Source organism: Vibrio sp. 11-4(1) (assembly GCF_013048625.1).
GTDB lineage: Bacteria > Pseudomonadota > Gammaproteobacteria > Enterobacterales > Vibrionaceae > Vibrio > Vibrio diabolicus.
Window position 1 is genome coordinate 23,509 of record NZ_VHSY01000021.1, and the last position, 7,604, is coordinate 31,112.

Annotated in this window: 4 protein-coding genes and 1 rRNA gene; all 5 read left to right on the forward strand. The window is 44.4% G+C overall.

Translation table 11 applies throughout. The features are described 5' to 3' along the window. The first annotated feature begins 147 nt into the window (after window positions 1–147). Window positions 148–546 (forward strand): Zn(2+)-responsive transcriptional regulator, encoded by a 399-nt coding sequence (gene zntR / locus FKN16_RS23165; protein WP_005397290.1) that lies wholly within the window; start codon window positions 148–150, stop codon window positions 544–546. Between the two features lie 163 nt (window positions 547–709). Further along, window positions 710–2,278: a lysine decarboxylation/transport transcriptional activator CadC gene (cadC, locus tag FKN16_RS23170; protein ID WP_170903636.1), complete on the forward strand. Its 1,569-nt coding sequence runs from the start codon at window positions 710–712 to the stop codon at window positions 2,276–2,278. Window positions 2,279–2,987: 709 nt separating this feature from the next. Beyond that, the gene (gene cadB / locus FKN16_RS23175; RefSeq protein WP_005397292.1) at window positions 2,988–4,331 is read left to right on the forward strand and encodes a cadaverine/lysine antiporter; all 1,344 of its coding nucleotides are present in this window, start codon (window positions 2,988–2,990) and stop codon (window positions 4,329–4,331) included. Window positions 4,332–4,448: 117 nt separating this feature from the next. Next, window positions 4,449–6,584, forward strand: coding sequence for a lysine decarboxylase CadA (locus FKN16_RS23180; protein WP_170903637.1), 2,136 nt, complete (start codon window positions 4,449–4,451; stop codon window positions 6,582–6,584). Between the two features lie 817 nt (window positions 6,585–7,401). Then, a 16S ribosomal RNA gene (locus tag FKN16_RS23185) occupies window positions 7,402–7,604 on the forward strand; the annotation flags it as partial.

Genomic DNA, 7,604 nt, shown 5'->3' on the forward strand with positions numbered 1-7,604 from the left:
GTTAGAAAACAGTCTCCACATTTGATGGCGCGTATTCTAACCAATTTATTACAAAAAAGCTCGCGCAATCGTTTGGCATCTCAAAAATAATTGTGAAAAAGAGGTTCTTTAGCTTTAAAAGTAACGAGATAGTTAATAGGGAAAGTTATGTTTCAGATAGGTGAACTGGCAAAACGTTGTGGTGTGACGGCAGATACGCTGCGTTTTTATGAGAAAAACGCGCTGATAAAGCCCGCAGGTCGAAGTGAATCAGGTTATCGTCTCTATAATGAAGAGAATCAAAAGCAGGTACACTTCATCCTTAAAGGTAAAGAGCTGGGCCTGAGCCTGGATGAGATTAAAGAGCTACTAGAAATCAAACTAGAAGCAACAGAACACAGCTGTGCAGAGGTTAAAGCTATTACTTCTGCTAAGTTAGAGCTTATTGATGGAAAAATTAACGAGCTAACGAAAATTCGTCGAGCTTTGAAGAAGATCAATGATGCTTGCTGCGGTCATACGGATGATGATGCTACTCATTGTTCTATCCTTGCAGCACTTGAGTAGTCTCATTTCTGCATCACTTAACTTAAGTTTGCATTTTTGGCGGCTTGCTTTTCTAGGTGCACGCCGTTTTCCCACCTATAATCTCGCCTTTAGTTACCTGTAGGAATTGACCATTGTTTGATTCCTGCCGTAGCGCTGTCTGTAGATACGAGAGTTTTCATACATGGTTGGAGTCTATTTTCAAATCAATGACTGGGTTTTAAGCGTTGATGAAAATAAGCTGTATCGACAAGATAGGGAAGTTACTGTTGAGCCACGCTTAATTAATCTTCTGCATTTCCTAGCGGAGCATGCGAATGAGGTGTTCAATCGTGAGGAATTGATCCAATACGTTTGGGCAGGGGCGATTGTGACCGATCAAGTGGTGACTCAGTCCATTTTTGAGTTACGTAAATTACTGCGTGACGGTCGGGAAGAAAATACCAGCTACGTCATTACAGTGCCGAAACGTGGTTACAAGCTGGTGGCGAATGTGACCCCAATGACACTCGAGGAATTCCTCGCAAGTCGTCATTGTGATTCAGAAAGTCTTCCTCCTATTGTTGATGAACCAGAAGAAGAGACTCCACCTATCGCACCTGCCGTCACCTTTCCTGCAGGCCCTCTGACTCGCGCGGTCTGTGAGATGTCTAAAGAGAAAAAGGCCCCTCCGAAAAAAAATAAAATCAGTCCGTGGCGCCTGGGGATCATGAACTTCATCTGGATCAGTGTTTTGGTTGTGGTGATGGGTGTGTTTACCTACAAGCAATCGGAAGTGCGTATTACTCAAGCCATCGATACTCACCTTATCGAATTCAAGTTTCAAGATAACTTCACGAGCGAAGGGTTAAGCTACGACTTGGCAGACGGGTTTGCCCAAAAGTTGATGTCCGACATTGCTCAAGTGAGCGATTACCGAGTCATGCTAAAGAAGGCGTCGTTTACCTCGGGTATTGTGCCGGGCAAATCGGTTGTGGTGCGGGTTCGTGAAAATGATGGTGGTAGCTTTTTAGAGGTGGAATATCGCAATAACTCATCTGAAAAGGTGTTGTTTAGTCGTCAATACGCGTTAACCAGCAGCCATTTAAAGACAGTGCTTCAACAAGCGTCGTTAGACTTGATGCAAGTCCTGAAAGTACCGGATGCCAAGCTGAAATCCACGATGCTGGTGGCGGGAATGCCAATTAACCCAGATGCTTTGGAGCTGTTTGTTCAAGCTAACCATTATCTCAATGTCTCGGATGCCAAGCAGTTTCGCCAAGGCGTCAACTTGCTGGAAAACATTTTAGAAATTGAGCCAGATAACGCTTACGTTCAGGCAGAGTTATTAATTGCTTACCACGTGCAGAAGGTGCTCGATTTTTCACAGGAGTTGAAGAAAGGGCGAGTGCAGCAGTTGAGTGACGCACTAGAAACTAACGTAAAAATGATGGTTGGGCCAATTCAACCGCGAATTTATGAAGCTTTAGCCCTGCACGAAACCATTATTGGTGACATGGCCTCAGCCAAGCAGCATCTTGGGCAGGCTTTGAGGTTACGTGATTCGGTGCTTTCTTATGTGATTCGTGGTAAACACGCTGAATTGGATGGTGATCTGGATTTGGCCAGTGAGTCTTACAGCGAAGCTTTCTATATTGATACGTCGGTTGAGACGTACCTGCTGTGCGAAAACTTGGTCTTCCCAAGTAACATGAAGGCGATTGATTACGCCATGTATCGCGCTGTTCACCCTTCTGTCGTTCGAATGCTTTAATTCTCTCGCACTCTACGTCAGTTTAATACTAGCCCCTCATTTTGGTGAGGGGCTTTTTTGTAGCTGTCGAAAAGTGAAAAGGGTGGGCGGTGGGGTAATGACTTACGAAGGAGCCAGTAACGCAAGCTTGCAACGGGAAGACATATCCGGTTTTCTTCTCTATCTCTATCTCTATCTCTATCTCTATCTCTATCTCTATCTCTATCTCTATCTCTATCTCTATCTCTATCTCTATTGATTGTATGGAGTGTCTGGCTGAGTTATGTGGCGAGAATGATTCTGATGCTTTCTTGGAGGCGAGATGAATATTGATGTGGGTCAAAAAGCGCGATCAGGGAGAGATTTATGGAATCAACAGTTCAGGGAATCAACCGTTCGGGGCGGGGAAGTTGATAGAGGTTGATAACTTTTGCCGCGATTACTAACGAGTTGATGAGAGTTTATCTATCGGTAGAAGGCTTGATGTTTTTCTTATAACCGCATGAATAATATAGTTTTATGTTTTTGTGTTTATCATGTTTATCTCAACTTGATGTTGATTAACTAATCATTTTATTGATAACGCCAAGTTTATTTTTTTCCCGATTTTTGGGCGTAGTCTTCACTTCGAAATTTAGCGAGGTCGAGCAGGTATCTACTTCATAGCATCTCGCTAATAACCGTTCAGTTTGAGTCACGTTGACTTGAGTAGAATAGATTTGGAGATGTTATGTCATCGAATACGAAAAAAATCGGCCTAATTGCCTGTACGGGTGTAGTAGCCGGTAACATGATGGGTAGTGGTATTGCACTGTTACCTTCTAGCCTAGCTTCAGTAGGCTCTGTTTCAATTTTCAGTTGGCTGATCTGTTTGATCGGTGCACTGAGCCTTGCGTTTGTTTACGCTCGTCTGGCAACCAAAAACCCTCAAGAAGGTGGTCCTATCGCTTACGCTGGCGAAGTTTCACCTGTCTTTGGTTTCCAAACGGGCGTGCTTTATTACCACGCGAACTGGATTGGTAACCTAGCTATTGCTATTACAGGTGTTTCTTACCTTTCAGTATTCTTCCCTGTGCTTAATGACCCAATCCCAGCAGGTATTGCGACGATTGCATCGGTATGGATCTTCACTTTCGTTAACCTACTTGGTGGTAGCTGGGTAAGCCGTCTATGTACGCTTGGTCTTGTTCTAATCCTCATTCCTGTTGTTGGTACAGCGGCGTTTGGTTGGACGCACTTCGACACTGCGCTATACAGCCAAAACTGGAACGTATCTGCGGGTACGGATAGCCATGCGATTGTGACTGCGGTTCTTATCTGTCTATGGTCATTCGTTGGTGTGGAATCAGCAGCAGTATCGACAGGTATGGTAGAAAATCCTAAACGTACTGTACCGCTAGCAACCATGCTGGGTACTGGTATCGCAGGTGTGATTTACATCCTATCAACTCAAATGATCAGCGGCATGTTCCCTGCTTCTGAAGTTGCGGCATCAGGTGCGCCATTTGCACTAGCAACCACTGAGCTATTCGGTAGCTGGACTGCACCATTCGTATCAGCATTCACAGCACTAGCATGTTTCACTTCGCTAGGTTCTTGGATGATGCTGGTGGGCGAGGCTGGTAAACGTGCAGCAAGCGATGGCAACTTCCCTAAAATCTACGGCGAAACTGACAAAAACGGTGTGCCTAAGAAAGGTCTAATCCTTGCGTCAATCAAGATGACAGCATTAATGGTTGTACTGATGTTCTTCAGCTCTAAAACAGCACACGCATCAGACCTGTTCAACCAGCTAACGACTGATGCAGTTCTACTAACTATGCTGCCTTACTTCTACTCAAGCATTAACTTGATTCGCTTCGAAGGTATGACAACACGCAACGGCTTCGTAATGTTGTTCTCTGGTGTAGCTTGTCTGTTCTGCTTCATTGCCCTTGCTGGTGCAGAAGGCGGTACGCTAACAGCAACCTTCATCGTATCTCTCGTTATCTTGATGTTCTACAGCAAAAAAGCCGGCTTAGCTCAGTACATGAAGCTACACGCTGACGACATGCCTGCTCAAGCAAGCAACTAATCCCCAAACGCTGGCACTTTGGTGCCAGCCAATAAAAAAACAAATTCACTCGGCGCTCACCTTACTCACTGCCTGTAAATGGCAGAGAGCGCCTTCATTCGCCTTGGAGATGTCCAAATGAATATTTTCGCTATCTTGAACCACATGGGTGTGTTCTTTAAAGAAGAGCCCGTTCGTCAACTTCACGCTGCTCTTGAGAAAGCGGGCTACGAAGTGGTTTACCCAGTAGATGATAAAGACTTGATCAAAATGATTGAGATGAACCCACGCATTTGCGGTGTGCTGTTCGACTGGGATAAATACTCACTAGAGCTATGTGAACGTATCAGCCAAATCAACGAAAAACTGCCTGTTCACGCATTTGCTAACGAACAGTCTACTCTCGATATTTCACTAACAGACCTACGTCTAAACGTGAGCTTCTTCGAGTACGCTTTAGGTATGGCTGACGACATCGCTATCAAAATCAACCAAGCGACTGAAGCATACAAAGATGCCATCATGCCTCCATTCACCAAAGCGCTATTCAAATACGTAGAAGAAGGTAAATACACCTTCTGTACTCCAGGTCACATGGGTGGTACTGCATTCCAGAAAAGCCCTGCTGGTAGTATCTTCTACGATTTTTACGGTCCAAACACATTTAAAGCGGACGTATCAATCTCAATGCCGGAGTTAGGTTCTCTACTAGACCACTCAGGTCCACATAAAGATGCAGAAGAATACATCGCACGTACATTCAATGCAGACAGCTCTTACATCGTAACGAACGGTACGTCTACATCGAACAAAATCGTAGGTATGTACTCAGCGCCTGCGGGCAGCACAGTACTGATTGACCGTAACTGTCACAAATCTCTGACTCACCTAATGATGATGAGTGACGTTACTCCAATCTACTTCCGCCCAACCCGTAACGCATACGGCATCCTTGGTGGTATTCCACAAAGCGAATTCAGCCGAGATGTCATTGCAGAGAAAGTGGCGAAAACACCAGGTGCAACAGCGCCAAGTTACGCAGTAGTGACTAACTCAACTTACGATGGCTTGTTGTACAACACACAATTCATCAAAGAGTCGCTAGACTGTAAACACATCCACTTCGACAGTGCTTGGGTGCCTTACACTAACTTCAACCCAATTTACGAAGGTAAATGTGGTATGAGTGGTGAAGCGATGCCAGGCAAAGTGTTCTACGAAACACAATCAACACACAAACTGTTGGCAGCGTTTTCACAAGCTTCAATGATTCACGTGAAAGGTGACTTTGATAAAGAGTCTTTCAACGAAGCATTCATGATGCACACTTCAACTTCACCTCAGTACGGCATTGTGGCTTCTACTGAAACTGCAGCGGCAATGATGCGCGGCAACACTGGTAAGAAGTTGATGCAAGACTCTATCGATCGCGCAATCCGCTTCCGTAAAGAGATCAAACGCCTAGAAGCAGAAAGTGACAGCTGGTTCTTCGATGTATGGCAACCAGAAAACATCGATACCACGGAATGTTGGAAACTAGACCCTAGCGACACATGGCACGGCTTCAAGAACATGGATGACAACCACATGTATCTTGATCCAATCAAAGTAACGCTACTAACTCCGGGGATGAATAAAGAAGGCGAACTAGAAGAATCAGGTATTCCTGCTTCGCTGGTGGCTAAATTCCTAGACGAGCGCGGCATCGTGGTAGAGAAAACAGGTCCATACAACTTGTTGTTCCTATTCTCAATCGGTATCGACAAATCAAAAGCAATGCAATTGCTACGCGGTCTAACTGAATTTAAACGTGGGTACGACTTGAACCTAACCATCAAGAGCTTCCTACCTTCGCTATATAATGAAGACCCAAGCTTCTATGAAGGCATGCGCGTTCAAGAATTAGCACAAGCGATTCACAACCTAACTAAGAAATACAATCTACCAGAGCTAATGTACAAAGCGTTCGATGTTCTTCCTGAAATGAAAGTAACACCACACGCAGCATGGCAAGAAGAGCTTCGCGGTAACGTAGAAGAAATCAAACTGGAAGAAATGGTTGGTCGCGTAAGTGCGAACATGATCCTTCCTTATCCTCCAGGTGTGCCACTAGTACTTCCTGGTGAAATGGTGACTCAAGATTCTCGCCCTGTGCTGGACTTCCTAGAGATGCTTTGTGAGATCGGTGCGCATTACCCAGGTTTCGAAACCGACATCCACGGTCTATACCAACAAAAAGATGGTAGCTACACCGTAAAAGTATTGAAGAACTAAGTTCCTCTCGAAGATGACGCCATTGGGAATGCAAGCATGCTCCACTCTTACGAGCTCAATGTGTCATCGAACAACCACGACATTTGATATACCCCTAGCTAATCTGTCGTAAAAGAGAAGGGCAAGGATGCTCTGATCTTTTCTTCTATATAGAAGAAGCAATTTCCAAGACTTCACCTGAAGTACCCCAAGTAAAAAGCAAAGACCAAAGAGCAGTTCGTTATCGTTCTGCTCTTTTTTTATCTTTTATACAGCAGGCAGAAAAGAAAAAGCGCGTTGAGCGAATATCATTTGCTTCAATTACATCAAATTTGAAGATCGTAATTCAGGTAGAAACGCCCTTTTTCTTGAGGAAAGATCCTTTTAAATGAGAGAAAATAGCCAAGATCGCTTGGTATACACACAAAGTGATTGCTATTTGTTCGGTTGAAAGTTTTTTTTGCAAAAAACGCTTGTACTAATTTCTCAACTCCCTATACTGCGCATCCACCGACACGGAGTGAGACGAAAGTCACACAGCGAGTCGGAAGTGAGAGAAAAAGAAATTTGAAAAAATGCTTGACTCTCTCGCGGTGCGGAGTAAGATACGCACCCCTAACGACGAGCAACTAAGTTGCTGGGTAAGTTAGAAAAGCTCTTTAAAAATATAAACCTATCAATCTGTGTGGGCACTCGTTGATGATAATCCAATTAGAAACTTCGGTTTCAAAATTAGGTTTCAATGATACGAAGTGACCATTGAATCTTCGGATTCAGCACAGTCAATTCAAACATTACGTTATGTAATGTTCAGTATTCATTGAGCCGAAAAAATCTTAAATTGAAGAGTTTGATCATGGCTCAGATTGAACGCTGGCGGCAGGCCTAACACATGCAAGTCGAGCGGAAACGAATTATCTGAACCTTCGGGGGACGATAACGGCGTCGAGCGGCGGACGGGTGAGTAATGCCTAGGAAATTGCCCTGATGTGGGGGATAACCATTGGAAACGATGGCTAATACCGCATGATGCCTACGGGC

What these genes read in the sequence shown, in the direction of transcription:
- cadB (WP_005397292.1), top strand. Translation starts at nt 2,988, where the DNA reads ATGTCATCGAATACGAAAAAAATCGGCCTAATTGCCTGTACGGGTGTA.
- cadC (WP_170903636.1), top strand. Translation starts at nt 710, where the DNA reads ATGGTTGGAGTCTATTTTCAAATCAATGACTGGGTTTTAAGCGTTGAT.
- zntR (WP_005397290.1), top strand. Translation starts at nt 148, where the DNA reads ATGTTTCAGATAGGTGAACTGGCAAAACGTTGTGGTGTGACGGCAGAT.
- FKN16_RS23180 (WP_170903637.1), top strand. Translation starts at nt 4,449, where the DNA reads ATGAATATTTTCGCTATCTTGAACCACATGGGTGTGTTCTTTAAAGAA.